Annotated in this window: 16 protein-coding genes; 5 read left to right on the top strand and 11 right to left on the bottom strand. The window is 48.5% G+C overall.

All coding sequences use genetic code 11. The features are described from left to right. Window positions 1-122: 122 nt before the first annotated feature. From B5F87_RS04580 to B5F87_RS04600, 5 genes are all read right to left on the bottom strand, one after another. Window positions 123-3470: an FtsX-like permease family protein gene (locus tag B5F87_RS04580; protein ID WP_087277500.1), complete on the bottom strand. Its 3348-nt coding sequence runs from the start codon at window positions 3468-3470 to the stop codon at window positions 123-125. 13 nt (window positions 3471-3483) lie between these two features. Then, window positions 3484-4188: an ABC transporter ATP-binding protein gene (locus tag B5F87_RS04585; protein ID WP_087277503.1), complete on the bottom strand. Its 705-nt coding sequence runs from the start codon at window positions 4186-4188 to the stop codon at window positions 3484-3486. Between the two features lie 216 nt (window positions 4189-4404). Next, window positions 4405-4719 carry a septation regulator SpoVG gene (spoVG, locus tag B5F87_RS04590; RefSeq protein ID WP_087277506.1) on the bottom strand — a complete coding sequence of 105 codons (315 nt, stop codon included), beginning with the start codon at window positions 4717-4719 and terminating at the stop codon, window positions 4405-4407. Window positions 4720-4748: 29 nt separating this feature from the next. Continuing rightward, window positions 4749-5873 (bottom strand): glucose-1-phosphate adenylyltransferase subunit GlgD, encoded by a 1125-nt coding sequence (gene glgD / locus B5F87_RS04595; protein WP_087277509.1) that lies wholly within the window; start codon window positions 5871-5873, stop codon window positions 4749-4751. Between the two features lie 16 nt (window positions 5874-5889). After that, window positions 5890-7152 carry a glucose-1-phosphate adenylyltransferase gene (locus tag B5F87_RS04600; RefSeq protein ID WP_087277512.1) on the bottom strand — a complete coding sequence of 421 codons (1263 nt, stop codon included), beginning with the start codon at window positions 7150-7152 and terminating at the stop codon, window positions 5890-5892. A 397-nt stretch (window positions 7153-7549) separates the two neighbouring features. Here B5F87_RS04600 and murC point away from each other — a divergent pair, with 397 nt between their 5' ends. From murC to B5F87_RS04625, 5 genes are all read left to right on the top strand, one after another. Further along, window positions 7550-8959, top strand: a complete 1410-nt coding sequence (gene murC, locus B5F87_RS04605) for a UDP-N-acetylmuramate--L-alanine ligase (protein ID WP_087277515.1) — start codon at window positions 7550-7552, stop codon at window positions 8957-8959. Next, window positions 8956-9429, top strand: a complete 474-nt coding sequence (locus B5F87_RS04610) for a hypothetical protein (RefSeq protein WP_087277518.1) — start codon at window positions 8956-8958, stop codon at window positions 9427-9429. Before murC ends, B5F87_RS04610 begins: the two co-directional genes overlap by 4 nt. Before the next feature lie 1328 nt (window positions 9430-10757). Next, window positions 10758-11831 (top strand): DnaD domain protein, encoded by a 1074-nt coding sequence (locus B5F87_RS04615; RefSeq protein ID WP_087277521.1) that lies wholly within the window; start codon window positions 10758-10760, stop codon window positions 11829-11831. A 3-nt stretch (window positions 11832-11834) separates the two neighbouring features. After that, window positions 11835-12827, top strand: a complete 993-nt coding sequence (locus B5F87_RS04620) for an ATP-binding protein (protein ID WP_087277524.1) — start codon at window positions 11835-11837, stop codon at window positions 12825-12827. 154 nt (window positions 12828-12981) lie between these two features. Further along, complete coding sequence (locus tag B5F87_RS04625) at window positions 12982-14178, top strand: ribose-phosphate pyrophosphokinase (protein ID WP_087277526.1); 1197 nt, start codon at window positions 12982-12984, stop codon at window positions 14176-14178. 130 nt (window positions 14179-14308) lie between these two features. Here B5F87_RS04625 and B5F87_RS04630 read toward each other — a convergent pair whose 3' ends face one another. The 6 genes from B5F87_RS04630 to B5F87_RS04655 form a co-directional block, all read right to left on the bottom strand. Continuing rightward, window positions 14309-16915: a transglycosylase domain-containing protein gene (locus B5F87_RS04630; RefSeq protein ID WP_087277529.1), complete on the bottom strand. Its 2607-nt coding sequence runs from the start codon at window positions 16913-16915 to the stop codon at window positions 14309-14311. A gap of 76 nt (window positions 16916-16991) precedes the next feature. Next, on the bottom strand, window positions 16992-19544 hold the full coding sequence (locus tag B5F87_RS04635) for a hypothetical protein (protein ID WP_087277532.1): 2553 nt from the start codon (window positions 19542-19544) through the stop codon (window positions 16992-16994). A 2-nt stretch (window positions 19545-19546) separates the two neighbouring features. After that, entirely contained in the window at window positions 19547-20701 is a 1155-nt protein-coding gene (locus B5F87_RS04640; RefSeq protein WP_087277535.1) for an SAM-dependent methyltransferase, read from the bottom strand. Window positions 20702-20871: 170 nt separating this feature from the next. Beyond that, window positions 20872-21378 carry a hypothetical protein gene (locus B5F87_RS04645; protein WP_087277538.1) on the bottom strand — a complete coding sequence of 169 codons (507 nt, stop codon included), beginning with the start codon at window positions 21376-21378 and terminating at the stop codon, window positions 20872-20874. A 77-nt stretch (window positions 21379-21455) separates the two neighbouring features. Beyond that, window positions 21456-22112 (bottom strand): HAD family phosphatase, encoded by a 657-nt coding sequence (locus B5F87_RS04650; RefSeq protein ID WP_087277541.1) that lies wholly within the window; start codon window positions 22110-22112, stop codon window positions 21456-21458. 166 nt (window positions 22113-22278) lie between these two features. Beyond that, entirely contained in the window at window positions 22279-23226 is a 948-nt protein-coding gene (locus tag B5F87_RS04655) for a DivIVA domain-containing protein (RefSeq protein WP_158096953.1), read from the bottom strand. Window positions 23227-23292 lie beyond the last annotated feature (66 nt).

The following is a 23292-nucleotide window of genomic DNA, read 5'->3' on the forward strand; positions in this document are numbered from 1 at the left end:
TTACAGGGAACAGACGGGGGGCAGAACCGCCAAAGCGGTTCTGCCCCCGAAGTATTTCCGAAGCATTTGCTGATGTAATCGTCTTGCTGCATTTCCCGCCATAGAGTCAGGGGAAAGCCAGCTTATTCCACGCTCTTCAGCGATTCCACCATATCAATCCTACGCAACTTAAAATACATGATTCCATTGATGATCAGCGAAAACAGCACTGTAAACACCAGACTGTAAAGATAACTGGTACCATGGATAATTCTCCCGAACATGACGGTGTCCACTTCCACCGTCTCGATGATGAACAGGTGCAGTACCTTGCCAAGAATACAGCCCAGAGCAGCTCCTATAAAAGTCAGGAGGATGTTCTCACGGTATACGTATTCGGCCACCTCTTTATCATAGAAGCCTAGAACTTTCAGCGTTGCCAGTTCCCGTTTCCGCTCGGCAATGTTGACAGTATTTAGATTATAAAGCACCACGAAGGCAAGCATACCGGCAGAAATGATGAGAACAACGATAACCAGATTAAGGCTTCGCAGCATATCGTCCAGCTGCTGTTCCATGTCGCTCATGTAGCTGACATTCAGGACGCCGTCTTCTTTTAAAAGATTTTTACCCACTGCCTCCAGCTGGTCTTCCGGCGAAGCTCCCTGTGAGGCGGCTGACGAGTCTGTGCTGGTCTCGCCCATGATAAACAAGATGGTATTATTGTCGGATTCCTCCCCGTATACGCTCTGATAATATTCCGGCGTCATGTACATGTAATGCCCGAGATAGTTCTCGCAGATGTGTTCGATGCGCACAGGTTTATTTCCCTCGTCCTCATCTTTGATATAAATGGTATCTCCCACTTTCGCATCCAGCAGTTTTGCAGTTTTTTCATTGATGATGACACCGTTGTCAGATAAAGTGTATTTTTCTCCTGTTTTCCGGTCATGGAAATCCACGAATCGTGCGACCTCTTCTTTGTCGGATGGGAAGACGCACTCGTAAACTTCCCGCTCGGTTCCCTCTTCATTTACCAGCGTCAGGCTTTGCATATTCACATCCATATACCGCTCCACATTGCTTTCCTCGCTGAGAATCTCATGCAGGCGGGTCCGCTCTTCGTCGGTGATGTCCTCGTCCAGATAGATGCTGGCATCGTAGAACTGAATCTCCTTGTATTGAAGCTCGGCAATCTCATAACAAGAGTCCTTGAGGCCGAAGCCCACGAGCATCAGCGCCATACAACCGCCGATACCGAAAATCGTCATGAAAAAGCGTTTCTTATACCGCATCAGATTCCGTATCGTAGATTTCCATGTAAAGTTCATGTGATTCCACACAATGCGGATACGCTCCAGCAGTACCCGGCGACCGTTCTTCGGCGCCGGAGGACGCATAAGTACAGAAGGCTGCGAGCCCAGTTCCCTCCAGCAGGAGAAAAATGTGGCAAACATGGTACAGAAAATGGCGATGCCGGACGCCATCAGTCCGTAGCCCCAGTCATAAGGAACGAGAATCTGCGGCAGATTTGGGTACAGGATACTGTAGGCATAGATGATGATATATGGCAGTATTTTCTCCCCGATCAGAACGCCGATGACGCTTCCGCCCAGGGTGGCCAGCAGCGCATAACCCAGGTACTTGGAAGCGATGGAGAGCTTCCCGTATCCAAGCGCCTTCATAGTGCCGATGGAGATCCTCTGTTCCTCCACCATACGAGTCATGCTGGTCAGACTGATCAGCGCCGCCACCAGGAAGAACAGCACCGGAAAGACTCTTCCGATAGCTCCCAGCCGCTCTGCATTCTCACCAAAACTGCTGTGCTCGATCAGTGTAGTCCGGTCGTACACGTACCATTTCGGATCTTCCAGATCAGCAAGTTCCTGTCTGGCGTCTTCAATCTCTTTTTCCCCGTCGGCAATCTCCTGCTTTGCATCTTTTTTGCCTTCTTTATATTCTTTTCTGGCGTCGGCAAGCTTTTCTTCATTTTTTTTGATTTCTTCCTCGCCATCGATAAGCTCCTGTTCCTGTTTCTCCAGTTCATCCCAGGCATCATCAATCTGCTTTTGTCCGGAATTCAGCTGTTCTTTAGCAGAAGCCAATTTCTTCTCTTGCGCAGTCAGTGTCTTCTCTGTAGAAGCAAGCTCATTTTCTCCGTCACTGAGTTCTTTCTCCGCCGCGGACAACTGTTTTTCTGCCGTCGAATAAGCGCTTTTCTCCGCGGTGATTTTCTGATTCATGCCACTGGCTGCCGTCTTCAGCTGCGTCAGCTGTTTTTCCATCTCAGCAGTACCCTGCCCGCTCTTTATCGCCTTTTCCAGTGTATCTATCTGTAGCTGGAGACTCTGATACGTCTGCTCATCCTCAGATATCTGATCCGCCAGTTCATCCAGTTGTTCTTTTCCGCTCTGCAGCTGCTTCTCTGCCTCCGGCTTTTTCTTCTCAAACTTTTTCTTTCCTTTTTTGTACTTCTTCCAACCTTTTTTTAATGCTTTTTTTCCGTCTTTATATTCTTTTTTTGATTTATCAAGTTTTTTCTGCTGTGCATTCAGTGTCTCTTTCGCCTGAGCAATCTGCTCTTTGCCGTCGGCAATCTCTTTTTTGGCGTCTTTAAGCTGCTGTTTGCCGTCCTTTATCTTATCTTTGGCCTTTTTCAGCTTCTTTTCCGCCTTCTTTCTGCCGTCTTCCAGTTCCTGCTCGGCGTCAGCAATCTCGTCCTCGGCCTCCTGCACAATCTCGTTCTTGCGGATGACGCCCCGTTCTTCGGTGCTGTCTTCCACCAGAGTCTGCACCTCCGCAATCTTGTCATCGTAGGCGTCGGTAAAGGATGTGAGTGCCTGCGCCCCCTCCACCTTGAGGTATACTTCTGTAAATGTATCAAGAACAAAGGTGTCTTCCGGCACCACCGCAAAGGCGTAAATGCTTCCTGTTCCGATGGCGGCGCTGCCTCTTCCAAAGGAGACGTAGGCAGAAGTATTGCCCCTCCCGACCACTGTCAGAGTGTCTGTCGCGAGGGTATCGGATACCGGATCCTCCGTTCCGGAGGTCAGAATGATCTCGTCGCCGATCTGATAATCAGAGGCGTCGTCCACCAGACATTCGCCCACTGTCTCCGGCATCCTTCCTTCCGAGACGGTGATCCGGTTCATTTCCTTCTGCTCCCCCATCACGTGAAGCACCCGCTGGTCGTCTTCCGTATTATGTAGAAAATCAGCGCTGTAGCCGCCCTCCGCCGCTTCCACACCCTCAATCTGGCTGAAGGCCGCCACATCATCTTCCGTCACACCATAGGTGCTCAGCGCCTTGATGTCCATGAGATTTTCAGAATCAAAATAGGCGTCGCCAGTGATACGCATATCCGGCTCCGAGGCGCGGATACCGGAAAAAAAAGCGACGCCCAGCGCCACGATAAACAAAATGGACAGAAAACGCCCCGGACTCTTCCTGATTTCCATATAAAAATCTTTCCACATTGCTTTTTTCTTCATAGGCCGCTCCTGTCTACCACTCTATGGTCTCCACAGAAACCGGATGCGCGTTGACGCTCATATCGGAAACTCTTCCGTTCTTTATTTTTATGACCCGGTCCGCCATAGGGGCGATGGCCGAGTTGTGGGTGATGAGAACCACCGTCATGCCTTTTTCCCGGCAGGTATCCTGCAATAATTTGAGAATGGACTTGCCGGTATTGTAATCCAGCGCACCTGTCGGTTCATCGCAGAGCAGAAGTTTCGGATTCTTGGCAAGCGCCCTGGCGATGGACACTCTCTGCTGCTCGCCGCCGGAAAGCTGTGCCGGAAAATTATCCATCCGGTCACCCAGCCCCACTTCCCGGAGCACCTCTCCCGCATCCATAGGGTCCTTGCATATCTGCAGCGCCAGCTCCACATTTTCCAGGGCGGTCAGATTGGGAATCAGATTATAGAACTGAAAAACGAAACCGATATCGTCTCTCCGGTATGCCGTCAGCTTCTTCTGGGAATACCCGGCGATATCCTGTCCGTCCACCAGCACCTGCCCTTCCGTGGCCGTATCCATGCCGCCGAGGATATTGAGCACCGTGGTCTTGCCCGCGCCGCTGGGACCGACGATGACCGCAAATTCGCCTTTTTGAATCTCAAAGTCGATGCCGGCGGCAGCCTCGATGTCCACCTCACCCATGTGGTATATTTTCTTTACATTTTTTAACTCGACATATCCGCTCATAGTTCCTCCTGCCCGGTCCACGCCCTGGATCTATCCGTATCTTCCCCGGCTGCCATGGATATCTTTTAAGAATATTTTCTTTCAATTAATGTGATTATACCACAGAGCTCACAAAAAAGTTGTGAAACTTCTTATTTCAGCCTTAAGAAAATGACCTCCCATACCCCTGCAAAGGGACCGTACGGAAGGTCATTTTATTACTTATCTGATATAAACTTAGATCACCGCTTCCATAGCAGGTTCCATGGCTGGTTCTCCGCCTTCATCTTCCACCTCTTCCATGAGCTCCTCATACCGGCGCAGCACCATGCTCTGGACGGTATCGCGGGTCTCGGAGTTGATTGGATGAGCGATGTCACGGTATTCACCGTCGGCTGCCTTGCGGCTCGGCATGGCAATGAATAATCCCTTTTCCCCCTCAATGATCTTGATGTCGTGTACCACAAATGCGTTGTCAAATGTGATGGATACGACCGCTTTCATTTTGCCCTCTTTTGATATTCTGCGAATGCGTATGTCTGTAATCTGCATGTGTAATCCTCCTGAAGAACGTTCTGAAATTATAAAATGTATCGAACATTCTTTTCTACTACTATTTTAATCTCCCCATCAGTTCCTATATAGTTCGTACCCGGACGAAGGGTATCGCGGCTCTCTACGATACAGTTTTCAATATAAGAATCATCTCCAATGTACACATCATTCAAGATGATAGAATTCTTGATCGTACAGTTGTTTCCGATATAAACATCTTTAAACAGAACCGAATTCTCTACTTTACCGTTTATGATACAGCCGGAAGAGATGATACTGTTTTTGATTTCAGAACCGGCGTTGTATTTGGCAGGCGGCAGATCATCCACCTTGGAATATACGTCCGGATACTGCTTAAAGAAGTAATCCCGAACATCCTTCTTGAGAAAGTCCATGTTGGTCCTATAGTAGGATTCTACCGTCGCAATATTTCTCCAGTATGTATCCAGCTTATATCCATAAATCTTACGGACATTTTTATAGCGGACAAGGACATCCTTTACGAAATCGTGCCGGTCTTCTTTTGCGCAGCGTTCCAGCACCTCAATGAGATGTCTTCTGCGGATTACATATACGCCGATGGATACGTTGTTGGACTCTGCCACCAGCGGCTTCTCTTCAAAATCAACGATTCTCTCGTTCTCGTCCAGTTTCAGGATTCCAAAACGGGTCAGGTCATCATCTTTATCAGACATGGTCGTATAAACCACCGTAATATCCGCATTCTTTTCAATATGTCTGTCCAGCACCTTACCATAATCAAGCTTATATACGCCATCGCCGGCTGCAATGATCACATACGGTTCATGGCTTTTTTTCAGATAATCCAGATTCTGATACAGCGCATCTGCCGTACCCAGATACCAGGAATTATTGCTCTTGGTGACTGTCGGCGTGAAAACGTACAGTCCTCCCTGTTTTCTTCCGAAGTCCCACCATTTGCTGGAGCTCAAATGCTCATTTAAAGAACGGGCGTTAAACTGCGGAAATACCGCCACCTTATTTACTTTGGAATTCGTCATATTGCTCAACGCAAAGTCAATGGCACGGTAGCTGCCCGCAATCGGCAGAGCCGCGATGGCCCGCTTATCTGATAACTTACCAACCCTTTTACTATTGCCGCCTGCTAAAATAATACCTATCGCCTTCATCTATGTCACCTGCCCTCTATTGTCTGATAATGGATTCACCGCTTGCCAGAATGCCGTTCGGATAATCTTCGGCGGTGGTCTTGCCCACGATGGCTACATTTTTTCCAATCTTTACATTTGCCGGAATAACGGATCCTTCGCCGACAGTTACCAGCCCGCCGCTGTAAATGTTCGGTTTAAACTTATTCGGCGCCTCTTCAAATGCTCCCAGCTCCGCGTTTTCTCCAATCTCCGAATCCTCAGCGATAATCGACTTCTCAATTCGCGCGCCGGCTTTCACTACGGTGCCGTTCATGATAATAGAGTTGGTGATAAATGCACCTTCCTCCACTGTGACGCCGGAACCTATCACGGAATTATAAATCTCTCCGTAAATCTCCGTACCTTCGCCGACAATGCATCCGCTCACCTTTGCGTTTTCTGAGAAATACTGCGGAGGAAGCACTTCACTCTTGGTATAAATTCTCCAGAACTCTTCATACAGATTAAATTCCGGTATAATATCGATCAGCTCCATATTAGCTTCCCAGTATGCGGAAAGAGTACCTACGTCTTTCCAGTATCCCTGATAATTGTAGGCCATAATCTTATCGCCCCGCTCATGACAATAAGGGATGACATGCATACCAAAATCACAGCCAGACTGATTTTTCAGGCGTTCCAGCGCATCTTTCAGAACATCCCAGTTGAAAATATAGATGCCCATGGATGCCTTGTTGCTTCTTGGTTCCGCCGGCTTCTCTTCAAACTCCAGAACCTGATTATTCTCGTCGGTGATAACAAGGCCGAAACGGCTGGCGTCTTCCCACGGGACTTCATAGGTAGCCAGAGTGATCTTGGCGTCGTTCTTCTTATGGAACTCGAGCATAAGTTCATAATCCATCTTATAAATGTGGTCGCCGCCAAGGATAATCACGTAATCCGGATGATAATATTCCATGAACTCCATATTCTGATATATGGCGTTGGCCGTTCCTGTATACCAGTCCGTATTCTCACTTCTCTCATACGGCGGAAGAATGGTCACACCGCCGATATTACGGTCCAGATCCCACGGAATACCGATCCCTATGTGCTGATTCAATCTGAGTGGCTGATACTGGGTCAGGACACCGACTGTATCAATACCGGAATTGATACAATTGCTCAGCGGAAAGTCGATAATCTTGTATTTGCCGCCGAAAGCAACCGCCGGCTTTGCCAGTTTAGATGTTAAAACACCGAGACGGCTGCCCTGTCCGCCAGCCAGTAACATAGCTATCATTTCTTTTTTTATCATAAAGAATCACCCCTTTGTCACATATATGCCTATTATAACACTCAACCTTCTAAATTAAAAGTATTTTAGCACAAAAAACTAATCATTTCTTAAATTTTTTTATATAATTTGTACCATATTTCCTTTCGTATTTTATTTTTTATAGACGAATTGTCGCTTTTGTATGCATTTTTTGGATTTTTTTCTTCTATATTTTGGTTTTTTGTTGATATATGACTCGGAACAGAGTTTTGGAAGCTGGATTCAGCCTGTAAATTATTCCGCCGCCATAGGAAATTCCTCGAATCTCCTTAAAGAAGAAAGACTTGAATCTGCCTTTTTGCTGCGGTATACTAACGTAGAAAATAAAGGTTCACACATTAAAATAGTAGTTATAGACAGAAACAGAGGTAGAGAAATGTATAAGATAGACTTCCAGAAACCAATCCACATTCACTTTATCGGCATCGGCGGCATCAGCATGAGCGGCCTGGCTGAGATTCTCATTGACAGAAGTTTCCCGATCTCCGGCTCGGACATGAAGGCTTCCGACATCACCGGTCATCTCACAAATATCGGCGCCCGCATTGCCATCGGACAGCGGGCGGAAAATATCACCGACGATATCGATCTGGTAGTGTACACTGCCGCTATCCACGAAGACAATGAGGAATTTGCCGCTGCAAAGACGAAGGGCATCCCGATGATGAGCCGCGCGGAACTCCTCGGACAGATTATGGATAACTATGCCCGCTCCATCGCCGTGGCCGGAACTCACGGCAAGACAACGACCACTTCCATGCTGACTCACATTCTTCTGCAGGGTCAGATGGACCCGACGGTCAGCGTCGGCGGTATGCTGGACCGCATCGGCGGCAATATCCGCGTAGGACAGTCCGATGTTTTCCTGACGGAAGCCTGCGAGTACACCAACAGTTTTCTGGCATTCCATCCACTGTATTCCATCATATTAAATGTGGAGGAAGACCACATGGACTTCTTCAAGGATATTGATGATATCAAACATTCCTTCCACATTTTCGCTTCCCAGACCGCACCGGACGGACAAATCATCATCAACGGCGATATGTCTCACACGGCGGATATTCTCGCCGGACTGTCCCAGAAAGTCATCACCTTCGGACTGGGTGCGGACAATGACTACACAGCGAAAGACATTTCCTATGACAACGAAGGAAATGGTTCCTATACTCTCGTGGTGCGCGGCGAGGAAATCGGACGCATCACCCTCAAGGTGAAGGGCTCCCACAACATCATGAACTCCCTGTCCGCCATCGCCTGCTCCCGCGCCATCGGCCTGTCCATGGAGCAGATTCTTGCCGGCCTGCTCTCCTTCACGGGAACCCACCGCCGGTTTGAATACAAGGGGAATATCGGCGACGTCATCGTCATCGACGACTACGCACATCACCCGACAGAGATTCAGGCGACCTTAAACGCCGCCCGAGAATACCCGCACGACAAGCTGTGGGTAGTCTTCCAGCCGCACACTTACACGAGAACCAAGGCTTTCCTTCCGCAGTTTGCCGAAGTGCTCTCCAAAGCTGACCACGTCATTCTGGCAGATATATTCGCGGCCAGAGAGCCGGACACCGGCATGGTATCTTCCATGGATATCGTAAACCTCATGAAAGACACCGGCTGCGACGTACATTACTTCCCGACCTTCGGCGAGATCGAGGAATACCTCCTCTCCCACGTGAAAGGACATGACCTGCTCATCACCATGGGCGCCGGAGATGTGGTGACCATCGGGGAAGAGCTGCTTAAGAAGACGGCGGAGAAAAACAGGAGTGATTTTTCATGAAACAAAAACATTTTATCCTGACGGCCGTATTATCGTCCACGCTCCTTCTGGCCGGATGCAGCGGCCTGGGCGCAGGAGCTTACAATAACGACAAAAGCATCGCCAGCGATGTCAATTCCTATAACCTCAACAATGTCACTCAGTCCAATGAAGGGGATACATTTTCCGCGCAGGTGGAAAAGATGGAGGGGATGGATACCATCTGGGACTGCAGTGCGGACACTACCCTTGAGACAGAGCTGTCTTATGATATCACGCTGTACAGCGGCAAGGTTAAACTGGCGCTCATCTCGCCGGACGAAGAAGTGACCACACTGGTGGAGCTGGATTCCGGGAAAAGCGCGGCAGGCACCGTCTCCTTTACCTTGCAGCCGGGCGAGAACCGCATCAAGGTCGTCGCCGGGGAGGATACCGGCTTCGATATGTCTTTGACTGTACCGGAAGGAGAATTTGGGAGTCTGGGATTTTAAATGGGGATTAAAAATTAATGAGTTACTTTTAAGCACAATGGGGAAAAGAGCCGCCGGCAGGACTGCGCTTTTCCCCTCATTTTTATCAAAAAGTTATCCACAATATCCACAGGAAGTATTTTACAATTTTCGCCGTTTTTCAACATATCCCCACCCTATATACATTTTGTCCACATTGAATATTTTGTGTTTTACCCCTATATCTTGCAATTTTTACCCGTTTTTTTCTGGCAAACACCCCTAAATGCAGGTCAAGCCCCAATTTATCCACAAAGTTATCCACATTATCCACAATTTCCTACCACAACACTTACTCACAGGATATCCCCGGGTTATCCACAATTTTATCCACAAAAATGGGGATTTGTTGAGGTGGAACTGCGGTTTTGATAAAATCTGAGGATGTAGGAGCAGACGAGATTTGCGACGCTGTATACACTATAGAAAAACGCAGGCGGGAAGCTCTTCTCCTCCACCTCGGCAGGCTGATTATGGAAACATCTATGATAACATTCCCATGACGCCTGCGCTCACAGTCGTCGCGACCTTTCCCGCTGTGTTTTCCTATTGAGATAGCATGCCGCAAATCTCTGTCCTATTGCATCACTGAGATTATGGCAAAACTTCCGTTCCAACTCGACGGCATCTGTACCATCGTGGCTGATTCCTGTTGTTGCGGTTATATTTCTGTTTTTTTATTCTTAACCGTAATTTCAGTCAAAATATAACGGTTATTTCATAAGTTATAACGATTTCAACCGTAATTTTTGTTTCTTTATCCCGGAGAGCCGGCTGCAAGGGTACAAATGCCTCGATTGGAACGAGCTTTTTTGCAATCTGAGTAAACAGTCAGACAGAGAATGACGGTATTGTACTTCATGGCCCCATAGCACAGACGGCCCCTGCGGACATAAAATTCGAGCCGTCCGGCCTGTGAAGGAAGACATGGCACAGACTATGGGAGAAGCAGGGAGCGGAATTGGAAAAGGTCTGGCTCCCGTGCTTGCACGAAGGAGCAGGCGTTTTCCAATGACGGAAGGCGGGAGCCGTGAACCGCTTATTGCGGTTCCTCCCTGCTTGTCGATTTCTCTCTAATGTCTGAACTGAGGGCGTCGGCGGCTGAATTTTTATGTCCGTTCCGCCGTCGTCTGTGTATCATTCCTTCTCACCTCGACAAATCCTCATTTCCTTCTCAAACACCTGTATTTTCCCTCAAAAATATGCTATCATAATAATCCATAACAAGTCTGCAAACCATGATGCGCACGCCGCAGGAGTATGCATATGCAGCAGGAAAATGCGCAACCATATAAAAGAGGGTGAAGACGATGGATAAAATTACTCTGAAGAATACACTGCATCATACGACAACCATACTTCCCAACGAATTTATAGATCACTATATGATAAAAGCTGACGGTGAATATGTGAAAATATATCTGTTGATTCTACGGCTGATGAATCAGAATCTTCCGGTTGAGATCGAGCAGCTGGCAGATACGCTGGAGCTTACTCAAAAAGATATTCTCCGAGCGTTAAAGTACTGGGAAAAAGAAGGACTCCTGGCTATGGAAGATACGGAAAACAGTTCCGCACCGGACATGGTACAGACAGACCGGACGATTTCCACAGCTCCGGCGTCACAGACGGCCGGCGACAGCGATTCCTATCCCACGCTGCCGCAGGTTCCGGAAAAGAAGAGCCGCAATATGTCTGAGATGGAGAAGTCTATCAAGGGCACGGATCTGGAACAGACGCTTTATATGGCTGAGACGTATCTGGGACGGCCCCTGTCGGCTTCGGAGCTCAACAGTTTCTGTTATATTACGGATTCTCTGCATTTCTCCTCAGAACTTCTGGAGTATCTCATCGAGTATTGCGTGGGCAGAGGAAAGAAGAGCGTCCGCTATATGGAAAGCGTGGCCATCAATTGGTTTCAGCAGGGCATTGACACCATAAAGAAGGCTAAGGCGGAATCCAGCCAGTACTCTCAGAACGTTTTTCCTGTCATGAAGGCTTTTGGAATCAACCGGAATCCTGGCCCGGCGGAGCTTGATTATATTAAGAAGTGGAATTCGCTGGGCTTTGAAACGGATATTATCATTGAAGCCTGCAACCGGACGCTTCTGGCGACTCATCAGGCAAGTTTTCCTTATGCCAACCGTATTTTAAATGACTGGAAGAAGTCCGGAGTCCGCAGCGTGGCGGATATACGCTCTCTGGATCAGCGGTTCCATGCGGCGGCGCAGGCCGACGGTTCTCAGGATAAGTCTTCCGCCAGACAGAACCGCCAGAACCAGAACTTTAATAAAAATACCACAAATGCTTTTCACAATTTCGAGCAGCGCAGCTATGATTACGATGACCTTGAATCCCGCCTGCTGGAGAAAAACAGGAGGTAGGCTATGGCACTTTCACAAACACAGTTTCAGGCGATTATGGATTCCTACGCACGAATCCGTCATACCAATCAGATGGAGCATCAGCGGCGCAAGGAAGAGATCTATGACGCCATCCCGGAGATTCGGGCCATTGATGAAAAGATCGCTCATATTTCCATAGAAGCTGCAAAATATCAGCTTTTTCATCCGGATACGGACGGCAGATCCGCTCTCAGATCTGAGATTTATGAGCTGTCCATGGAGAAAGTGAATCTGCTGGCTGTCCACCATTATCCGACCGATTATCTGGACGACATCTACCAGTGTCCGGACTGTCGGGATACCGGTTATATCGGACAGGAGAAATGTCACTGTTTCCAGCAGCATATTCTGGATGTCCTGTACGACCAGTCCAATCTCCGGGAACTGGTGCGCACGGAGAACTTCCGGCATTTCCGGCTGGATTACTATTCGGAGCGTCCGGAACGGGAGGGCTGTCCGTCGCCCCGGGAGAACATGCGGGAAATTCTCGCCCGCTGCCGCCGTTTCATTGATACCTTTGAGGCGGTACCCGGAGATAATCTTCTCATCTCGGGCAACACCGGCGTCGGGAAGACATTTCTTGCCAACTGCATCGCAGCAGAGCTTTTAGAAAAAGGACACAGCGTCATCTACATGACCGCCCATCAGTTCTTTTCTGAACTGGCCGACTACACTTTCCGACGGAATCAGGGCAATTCCGACACACTGACTTTTCTATTAAACTGTGACCTGCTGATCATTGATGATTTAGGTACGGAGCTAAATAACGGTTTTATTAATTCACAGCTTTTTCTGTGTATTAACGAACGCATTCTCCACAAGAAATCAACCATTATCAGTACAAATTTATCTCTGAAACAGCTCAGTCAGGCTTACACGGAGAGAATTTCTTCCCGTTTTATTGAATCTTATGAATATTTCCATATCTACGGAGAAGATATTCGTATCAAAAAGGCTGTTTCTTCTCTTGACTAATCAGCCGGGATAATGTTATAAACGTTATGGCTGTTGATTCGATGGGCAGGAATCCATTTAACAGGCAGATGCCCATCATGCAGATGCTTTCCGCCAAAGCGCGGGAGCAGGATTTGATTCCATTCACCAAGATAAGATAAAAAGGAGACTATTTATGAAGCCAGATGATAGCAAGTTTTCAACTGTCCCTGTAGGAAGACTCGGAATTATCGTACATCCAAGCTGCAAGGATCTCTGCGATAAGATTGACCAGTATATTGTAAATTGGCGCAAAGAGCGTAACCATAACCATAAGAGCAATGTCGTCTTCAAGGATTATGAGAAGGATTCCTTCATCATCCCGTCTACCTGCGCCCGATTCGGAACAGGCGAGGCGAAGGCTCTGATTTCCGATTCTGTCAGAGGAGCAGATTTGTATATTATTGCCGACGTGTTGAATTACAGTCTGGAATATACCGTTTGCGGACATAAGAATCATATGTCCCCGGATGACATTTATGCCGATGTAAAGCGCCTGATCGCTGCTGCTTCCGGCAAGCCGAAGAGTATCACTGTCATCATGCCGTTCCTTTACGAGAGCCGTCAGCACAAGAGAAGCTCCAGAGAGTCTCTGGACTGCGCTTTCGCGCTGCAGGAACTGGCGAGCATGGGAGTAGACAACGTTCTGACTTTTGATGCTCATGACCCTCGTGTACAGAACGCCATCCCATTAAAAGGCTTTGACAACATCATGCCGACTTATCAGTTTATCAAGGCGCTGCTCCGTTCCACCAACGATCTCGAGATCGACGCTGACCATATGATGATCATCAGCCCGGACGAGGGAGCTATGCAGAGAGCCATGTATTTTGCCAACGTGCTGGAAGTAAATATCGGTATGTTCTACAAACGCCGCGACTATTCTGTAGTCATCGACGGCCGTAATCCGATTGTGGCGCATGAATACCTGGGCGAATCCGTAGAAGGTAAAGACGTGATGATTATTGATGATATGATTTCCTCCGGCGAGAGTATGCTTGATGTGGCAAGAGAGCTGAAGCGAAGAAATGCAAGAAGAGTATTCTGTATCTCCACCTTCGGAATGTTCACCAATGGTCTGGACTCCTTTGACAAAGCGTACGAGGAAGGCCTTATCTACAAGGTTATCACCACAAACTGCACCTATCAGACACCGGAGCTTCTGGAGCGTCCATGGTATGTAAGCTGTGATGTATCCAAATATATCGCGCTTCTCATTGATTCTCTGAACCACGAGGCTTCCATCAGCGCACTTCTTGATCCGCATGACCGAATTAAGAACCGTCTTGCTGAGTACGCAGTGACACACACTATCAAAGAGGATAACAACTAAGAACTATATTTAAAGATAACTACCTGAAACAGGCATGGGAAGATATTAATAAATATCGACACACATTGCAAAAGGGCTGCGGCTTTTCATCTGCCGCAGCCCCTTTCTTTTTCTAAATTTTTCTCACAGGCTATTCTCCCTGAGCTGACGCTCCTCCGGAGCTGCCGCCGCTTCCGCCGGATGAACTGCCGGAATTGCCGCTGCCCGAGCCGCTTCCAGAACTTCCGCTGTCTCCGCTTCCGGAGTCTGAGCCGTTTCCACTGCCGCCGCTATCACTGCCGGAGTCACCGCCGGATGAACCGCCGTTATCGCTGCTGCCTCCGCCGGAAGTTTCACCACCGCTGCTTCCTGTGTTTCCGCTGCTGCCGCTTCCGGAACCTCCTGTGCTGCCGGAGTTATTTCCGCTGCCGGAGCTGCCGCTTCCGGAATCACTGCTGGTATTTCCTGAACTGCTGCCGCCGGAGCTTCCACTTCCGGAGCCATTATTTCCGGCGCTGCCGGAGTTGCTTCCGCCGGATGTGCCGTTATTATTACCGGCATTGCCGTTAGAAATCTGATCATTGCTGTCGGATGAATTATTATTATTTCTGTCCTTCTGCTTCTCTTCATCCAGTCCCTGGCTGCCCTGATCCATACTGATATCCTGCTCCGCTTCCTCCTCCGTCGTCGCGCGGGTAGACCGTGTACTGTCTGTCTCGTCGCTCTCTCCGATGGTAGAATCAAATCCCTTCTCCGGAAGGGTCTGATGCACCTTATCCATGAAGTTCTTCCAGATATCCTCCGGATAGGAGCTTCCTGTCAGTCCGTCCACCGGCTCATAGACGTCTCGTCCCACCCAGACGGCGGTAGTGTAATACGGAGAATATCCGCAAAGCCATCCATCCACATAGTTAGAGGTGGTTCCCGTTTTGCAGGCCACCGCCGTGTCCACATCAAGGGCACAGCCGGAAGCTGTGGCAGAGCTGTCCGTCACGCAGCTTTCCAGAATATCCGTCATACTGCGGGCTGCGCTGCTGGAATAAACCTCTTTGCTCTCCTCCTCATTCGGCACGATCACATTGCCGTCCGCATCGGTGATACGCACGATGCAGGTCGGCGTGCGGTACTTTCCGTCGTTGGCGAGGGTTGCGTATCCCGCTGCCATCTCCACAGCTGTGGTACCTTTTGTGAAACCGCCCAGACAGGTGGTGTCGTATTCATAATCTTCCGGTTCAAGACCTGCAAAATTCAGATTTTCCAGATATTTCAGACATTCTTCCGGTCCCAGTTCCTGATACAGACGATATGTTGCCACATTGCTGGACTTCTGTACCGCCCGGCGAAGGGAAATCGGTCCAAGATAGGAATATCCGGAATTGGACACCGCATCTTCTCCTGTCATTCTGCTGTCGTCAACGGTGCTGTAAGCTGTATATCCCTGTTCAAGGGCAGGCGTATACACCAGAAGCGGTTTGATGGCGCTTCCCGGCTGACGGTAACTCTGGTAGGCACGGTTGAGACCGTATCCTTCCTGATCCTCCTCGCGTCCGCCCACAATGGCGGCTACCCGTCCGGTGCTGTTATCTATACAGACCGCCGCACCCTGCACTTCATATATTCCATCATCCGTCTTCTCCGTAAACATGGAAAGCTGTGAGGAAACAGATTCCTGAAGCTGACTCTGCATATCCATGTCAATGGAAGTATAGATACGATATCCCGCTGTATAAAGACTCTGACGGCATACATTATAAAGCTGGTCGTATTCTTCATTGTATGCCTCCTCTTCCTCAGCATCATCGAAAGTATACTTGAATTCAAATCCTCTTTCTTTCATCAGGCTCTCTGTGGCGCACTTCAAAATGTATGTCTCCGCATAGTCATTGGACTGCGTCTCCTTTCTCGGCTCCACAGTAATCTCCTCCGACAGAGATTTCTCATACTGATCCTGACTGATATAGCCTTCTTCATACATATTCTTCAGAATCCGGTCCCTTCTCTCCAGAGTGGCGTCCGGGTTCTCATACGGATCATATCTGGTCGGACTGTTTGGGATAGCGCAAAGAAATGCGATCTGCGAGATGGTCAGTTCATTTGCGCTCTTATTAAAATACGCTTCCGAAGCCGCTTCAATGCCATAATACCCATTGGAGAAATATACATTATTGAGATAAAATTCCAGGATCTGCTCTTTCGTATACTTCTGTTCCAGGGCAACAGCGATAAACATCTCCTGAATCTTCCGGCTGTAAGTCGTTTCAAAATTCAGGAAAACATTCCGGGCAAGCTGCTGTGTGATAGTACTTCCTCCCTGAGTAATCTCTCCGTGATTTTGGATAAGCGCGATCGCCGCCCGGGCAATACCTTCGATATCGATTCCTCTGTGAGAAGTAAAATTCTTATCCTCTATGGCAATAATCGCCAGCTTTGCCGCATCAGGAATGTCCTCGTATTCCAGATAATGGACATCTTTCTCTCCCTTCAGCTTCTTTATCTCATTTCCATCCACGTCATAGACAAGGGAAGTCTGCTCGGCCTTAAAAGTATCCTCCGTGCTCTGATCTACGACTTCCATGGCATTTCTGTACATGGATACGACAGGGATTCCCACCCGCACAACGGCAAGTGCCGCCAGCGCGGCAAAAGCTACCAGCAGGCAGATGGCAATGGTTTTAATAACTCTCCATCCCATGCTGTTCGTTTTTCTTTTTCTACTTCGGGGCCGAGGATTGCCGCCCCCCTGTTGATTCCTGCTCATATCTACCTCCATGATGCTTTCTGTACTTCACCTTTTCCAGTATCTGCCTGAGCATAAAAATTTATACATGCACATGCTACTGCGCCAGATAACTGTAGAAAACATTTCCCGCTTTCCGGAAATTCTCCGTAATCTGATCCCGGTCTCCAACAGTGGAAATACCGGTCACAGGATCCAGATACCGGATCTTTGTGGAATTGTAACTCATTACGATCACATATCTTCCGCCCGTATACTGAGCAAGCACCGGACTTCCCTTGCTGATGTAATAGAGGACGTCATCCAGAGAACAGCCGATGAGATTCAGGGCATTTTGTCCGCTGTATTCAGACAGAAGCTCCATCACCGATGCCGACTGCGTATCAATGCTGTTCGCGGAAACGCTCTGTCCGTTGACCCGGGCGATCATTGACAGACAGCCTGCCAGAGACTTTCCATCTCCGGACACCTTTGTCACATCATCCATGCCCGCCACAATGGCGTAGTCATCAAAAACACATTCCCAGAGCACTTGCTCTTCACTGTCAATAACATTTCCTCTGGCTTCCGCCGCAGCCTGCACAGCTTCCGGCAAGTTGGTATAGGACGCCAGGGTCTTTCCGTCTGCGTAGACAAAGTACTGTTCCACAGCATTTCCACTCCGGGAAAGGGTCAGGGACGCGTCATCCTCACTGGACAATATCTTTGCCAGAATCAAATCCGGCTCCACCTGTATATAAATATACTCCGGAAATTTGAAGTAAAGTTGTTCTCCGAAAGTTCCTGAATATTTACTTACCAGAGAAACGCCGTCTTCTTTATTTTCCTCTTTGTAACGAATATAATCTTTATCTCCCGTAGAACGTACTTTTCCGTTGGCTCTTTTTCCAAGATTCATCTCAAGCACGCTGCCGCTGATGCTGGTTTCCAGAATATACCGGTTATTCTGGCTGTAATTTCTTACTTCATTTCCATCAATATCCATGATCCGGATCTCCTTCATAGGAAATGTAACGGCGCCGCTGTCTTCCCTGGACACATCCGCCGCATCCGCAACACCGTAAATAAAATCGTTGGACAAAAATCCCACGGAACGGATTCGCTCATTGTCGCCGCAGCTAAAGGTCTGGGTCTTGCCGCTCTCCAGATCGATCATCTGAATCTCCGTATTGTTCCAGACTGAGGAATCACTCTCAATGGCAATGATACTCTTGTCGGCAGATGCCGTCAGACTCTCATTGATCATACCGGAAACCAGAATCTCATCGCTCCTGTCATCCAGATTCACCTGATGCAGGTCGCCGTCCAGTACACAGTAAAATACGTTCGAAGAATTCAGGTAAGCCAGTTTCTCAATATCCTCCCGCATACTGCTGTACGGTATGGAAGACGCCAGAAAAGCCAGCTCTTCATTGCAGCTTGTGGCCGCATCGTAGCGCATGATCTGTATGCCATTATCCCCTTCGTGACGTCCCCGGCTGATGTACCCATACACTAAATAAAGGATATTTCCGTCATCATCAAAGTCCAGTATTTTAATACCATGCTCGTCCTGATCGTTGCGGATATCCGCCAGGTTCTCCGAGGCAAAGCTGTAGACCTTTGTCACATCGGAATCATCATAGTTATAATACCAGAGCTGCCCCTGCACGCTGAAGGCGAGCTTGTGCCCTTTATCAGCAGACAAATATTCCACATTTTCCTCATTCTGGATACCAAGTCCCAGATAGCTGTTGGAGGCATCAATGACAGCCTCGTTATAGTAAGCGTCCATGGTCCGCTGGTAATCCAGAAGATACATCCTCTCGGCTGTATATCGCATACGGTAAGTCTCACTGACGTCATAATACTGCACAACGCCGTCGCTGATCTCGCTGGACAGCACGGTGTCAAGCTCAAGGACCGCATAAGTATCATTAAGTTCTCTCACTTTGATTCGCGGTTCTGATACCTGTTTTACCTCCATGCTTCCAAAAAATACGGCATCAGTACTGGAATTAATGTTTACATTTTCCAGCGAGGTATCAGTGACTCCGGCCGTCGGTTCCAGATATGCGGCGTTTTCTTCCATTTTAGTTTTGTCAAACAAATTATTGTGAAAATTCAGAGCATATGTAAAATACTCGTCAAGATTGTAGCCTGCTCCATTCTGCACCTTTGTATAGAAATAAACTCTTGTGCTGTTGTCCAGCCGGACAGCAAGCTGCAGATAGTAATTCTTCCCCTGAGTCAGATCCGTCTCAAAGGTCAGCGTTCCTGTCCGTACATTTTCTTCCGGATTATCCGTGAGCTTATTGACAGTTCCTTCCTCCAGAGGTTCGTCCGGATTATTTTCAAATAAAACATACTGAATGGCGGTGATATCGTAATCATAATTATGCAGTTTAAGTTCCAGAGTTTTTGAATGATCCACCACCGTGATCTGATCTCGTACCAGCGACAGATCAATATCTCCCCGGTAAGCGGACATCACATTATAATCCGAAACACTGTTCCCTATTTCCATCACCGGGTAAGTGGAATTCTGCAGTTCCGTCACCGGATTGCCCTTCTCCGCCGATATCCTGTAATTAAAAAATACCAGTGCCGCAATAAATACCAGAACGCCGACCAGGGCATGAGCAACTGCAATTCGCATGGTTTCTTTCATTTTCACCGACCTCTTTCTTCTTCCAGAAGTGTTTTCAACGTTGGTTTAAATCCAAAAGATTCACAAAATTCCAGTGTCTTGTTCCATTTTTCCGCCGAAGCGTGCTTCCCTTTAACTGCACGGATCAGCAGATTTTTAGGCGTGTGCTCCATGTCAATAAACTCCAGAATCTGCGTCTCATAGCCCACACCTTCCAGGAGGCCGCCCCGAATCGCATCCGTAGCCATGGCGGCAAACCTCTCTTTAAGAATCCCGTAATCGGTCACCGGCCGCAGCCTGTCCCCGGAAAGCTGCTTATTGAGCTCGTGCTGGCAGCACGGAACTGACAAAATCACATCCGCTCCCCAGCGCACCGCTTTATAAAGCGCATAATCCGTAGCCGTATCACAGGCATGAAGGGTGATGACCATATCCACATGATCCACACCTTCAAACTCTTCAATAGAGCCCTCGTAAAACTTCAGCTTCCCGTAACCGTATTTCTCCGCCAGCCGGCTGCATTTCCTGATGACATCCTTCTTTAAATCCAGGCCAATGATACGCACATCATATCCCTGCAGTTCTCTCAGATAATAATAGACCGCGAAGGTCAGATAGGACTTCCCGCATCCGAAATCCAGAATGGTGATTTCTTTTTCTCTCTTGAGATGAGGCAGCACATCCTCGATAAATTCAAGAAAGCGGTTGATCTGCCGGAACTTATCGTATCTGGTCCGGACGATCTTTCCCTCTGCGGTCATAACTCCCAGATCCTGCAGAAACGGAACCTTCTTCCCTTCCTCCAAAATATAATGCTTCGGGCGGTTATGCATCAGGCGGCAGGCATCTCCTGTCTGCTTTTTCGCAGCGGTCCGGATGGAAGCTCTGCCTTTTTTGCTGATGAGCGCTGTCACTTCCTCTGTCACGGTCTGTATCTGTACCTGCTTATACAGAGGCAGTATGTCCGTCAGTTTCTCCACAGTCTGCCTCTTATCTAAATTCTCATGAAATACCTGCGTCTTTGTGTGCCGTTCCATCTGAAACGTCAGGCAATTTTTTATGAGTACCGGACGGATACTGTATTTTTTTATCTCTTCCGACCTCCGGGGATTACTGACTGTTATTTTCAAAAGATTCTCATTCAGACTCTCTTCCAGTTTGTTCATCAAATCATCCATAGATAATCCTTCTTTATAATAAAAATTTCTGTGGTATTATTCATAGTCCGCCGTTTCCGTCAGAAGAAGCGGTACCCACAGTTCTGTGACCGATTTTAGCATGTTTCCACACTCTGCGCAATATAAGCGCGTCAAACCGGTCACAACCGTCACCAAATCTTTATATTTTGTTAAGAATGTGGAAATATCTTTTTTCTCCGGCGGTACCGCTGTCTGCGGTATGCCATATTCCAGCAGATAATAATAAGAATGAGATGTTTAAACGGCGTCTGCACGCCCCGCTCTTCCGGAGGCATATAATAACAGTTTTTCCCCTGGGTTCCGTCCACCTTATTTTCCATCTGCTCCGTTTCATAATATTTCAGTTTGTCGTAAATCATATCGACGATTTTCAGTACTGCATTTTTATCCGGGTACTCCGCATACATGGAACTTCCCTCGAACTCAAACCTGTCAAGAAGAGCGTCAACCACTGCCCACACCTCTCTGGCCGCTGCCGGCAGCATCCGGATCATGTACTCAAAGTCGTTCCAGTTCATCTGCTCTTCCTGCTGCAGCTCTTCCGGAGGAAGCATCTGCTGATCTTCCTCCATCTCCGGCTTCTCTTCCTGACACGCCATCATCTCTTTAAATCCCGGCAGCCAGTCAAAATCATATCTGTCATCCAATCGATTCACAGCATAACCTGCTTTCCTATGACTTCTATTTACTTTATGCGCCGGGTAAACATATGTGTTTGTCCCACTGTGATTTTTTATTCTGTTTCTGTCTCAATATATGGGATCACATCAAGCAGAGATTCCTTCACCGAAACACACTGGGCCGCCAGATCTTCCGGTATCGGCAGCATATCCGGCACATTGATGACCCGGATACCGGCCGCGAGAGCCGCGCGGACGCCGCTCTGGGCGTCTTCCAGCACCAGTGCCTCGGAAGTATCCACATTAAGTTTCTCACAGATGGCCAGGAAAACATCCGGATACGGCTTGCCTCTTTCCACCCATTCCGTGGTCATCAGCAGGTCAAACCGGCCGGTGAGCCCTGCGTCTGCCAGATTCCGCTCGATGCCCTCGAATTCGCAGCCGCTGGCCACCGCTTTCCTGATGCCTTTTTTATCCAGCACATCGAGAATCTCAAACAGACCTTTCTTTATCGGCATACCTTCTGTACGCAGAATCTCCACCTTGCGCTCGCCCACCTGACGGTACAGCTCCGGCGCGTCGATGTCCTTATCAAAGAAATCATAGTATTTTGCCTGAATCGCCTGGGCGTTCAGTCCGAGGAACTGCAGATACTGCTCCTTGGTCGGCTCATATCCCCACTCTGCTGCCTTCTCCATGTATGCGCGGTACGTTGCCCGCTCTGTGTCAAACATTAAACCGTCCATGTCAAAAATTACTAACTTTATCATCGTTTCTCCTCTATTTTCTCTGTTTTATTTTCATGCGATCGTCCGAAACCGGCCGCCGGTCCCATGTCGAAGAAAGCGTACCGCCCCTCTCTGGAACGATACGCCCCTTTTCCTGCTTCTCTTTTGTGATCACTTTTATCTTCCGCCGGCTTAAGAATAGGGTCTGTTATCCCTGTACCTTTTCCATCAGGCTGTTTACCTCTTTTGCCATATCGCTCAAAGATGCGATCATCTTCTGTTTCTGCGCCAGAAGCTCGTCATATTTCTTCTGCTCTTCTGCACGGCGCTCCTGTATGCCTGCCAGAATCTCATTGGCCTGCACCTGCGCGTCTTCCAGGATCTTCGCTGCCTTTTCTTCAGCTTCTTTTACGCTGGCTGCCGCCTTCTCTTCCGCTTCCTTCACGCTGGCCGCTGCCTTTTCCTCGGCTTCCTTCACACTGCTGGCCGCTTTCTCTTCCGCTTCTCTGATGATAGAATCCTGTTTGCTCTGGATATCAGAAAGCTGTTTGCAGAGCAGGTCTGCATTTCTTATGTACTGTTCGTAGGCTTCATCGCGGGTCTGCGGGCCAGCCTGCGCTGTCGCCTCCGCGCCGGCCTGAGAAGCTTTGGTGCTTTCCACTGCATTTGCTTCTGCCTGCGCCGCAGTCTGCGCTGCGGACTCTGCCTTTGCGGCTGCTTCTGCCATTGCCTTTGTTCTGGCAACGGCTGCGCGGCCTTCCGCTGCGGCAGCTTTCTTCTCTGCTGTGGCAGCGCGTTCCTCTGCCTCTTCCGCCTGTTTCTCAGCCTCTTCCGCCTGTGCCTGCGCTTCCTGCAGCTTCTTCTTCAGCACTTCCATCTGCTTCTTCAGTTCATCCACTTCCGTTTCTTCATCCGGCTCCGGCTGCGGTGCATCGGATTCTTCCTCATCCTTTTTCAACCGCACAGATTCATCGGAAATGATGATGGTCTGCCCCTTTTTCAGAGCTTCGATCTCTTTATCCTTTGCCTTTACAATGGCCTCGATCTCATCGCAGATCTTATCAAGCTGGATATCTACTTCATCCTTATCATAACCGAACATGGATGTTTTAAAAACCAGTTCCTCCACGTATGTCAGTAATTCCTGTGCTTTCATTCTGGCTCCCCCTTTTTTAACGTTTGCGGCGGCCGGCTGCTGCCGTGCGCCCATATATCTAATTAT

Origin of the sequence: Eubacterium sp. An3, assembly GCF_002159465.1 — a bacterium.
Lineage (GTDB): Bacteria > Bacillota > Clostridia > Lachnospirales > Lachnospiraceae > Anaerobutyricum > Anaerobutyricum stercoris.